Genomic DNA, 713 nt, shown 5'->3' with positions numbered 1-713 from the left:
TCTCACGTTGAATATGACACCCCGACTCGCCACTACGCGCACGTAGACTGCCCGGGCCACGCCGACTATGTTAAAAACATGATCACCGGTGCTGCGCAGATGGACGGCGCGATCCTGGTTGTTGCTGCGACTGACGGCCCGATGCCGCAGACTCGTGAGCACATCCTGCTGGGTCGTCAGGTAGGCGTTCCGTACATCATCGTGTTCCTGAACAAATGCGACATGGTTGATGACGAAGAGCTGCTGGAACTGGTAGAAATGGAAGTTCGTGAACTTCTGTCTCAGTACGATTTCCCGGGCGACGACACTCCGATCGTTCGTGGTTCTGCTCTGAAAGCGCTGGAAGGCGAAGCAGAGTGGGAAGCGAAAATCATCGAACTGGCTGGCTTCCTGGATTCTTACATCCCAGAACCAGAACGTGCTATCGATAAGCCGTTCCTGCTGCCAATCGAAGACGTATTCTCCATCTCCGGTCGTGGTACCGTTGTTACCGGTCGTGTAGAGCGCGGTATCATCAAAGTTGGTGAAGAAGTTGAAATCGTTGGTATCAAAGAGACTGCTAAGTCTACCTGTACTGGCGTTGAAATGTTCCGCAAACTGCTGGACGAAGGCCGTGCTGGTGAGAACGTTGGTGTTCTGCTGCGTGGTATCAAACGTGAAGAAATCGAACGTGGTCAGGTACTGGCTAAGCCAGGCTCTATCAAGCCGCACAC

Annotated in this window: 1 protein-coding gene; it reads left to right on the top strand. The window is 53.4% G+C overall.

Annotated features, from left to right (window positions below; translation table 11 throughout):
* On the top strand, window positions 1-713 hold a 713-nt coding region (locus FDX19_RS14090), incomplete at both ends, for an elongation factor Tu (protein ID WP_137383197.1).

It is taken from the genome of Citrobacter sp. wls619 (assembly GCF_005281345.1).
Classification (GTDB): Bacteria; Pseudomonadota; Gammaproteobacteria; order Enterobacterales; family Enterobacteriaceae; genus Citrobacter.
The sequence above is the reverse complement of the archived record's forward strand: the minus strand, read 5'-3'. Positions and strand labels throughout refer to the sequence as shown.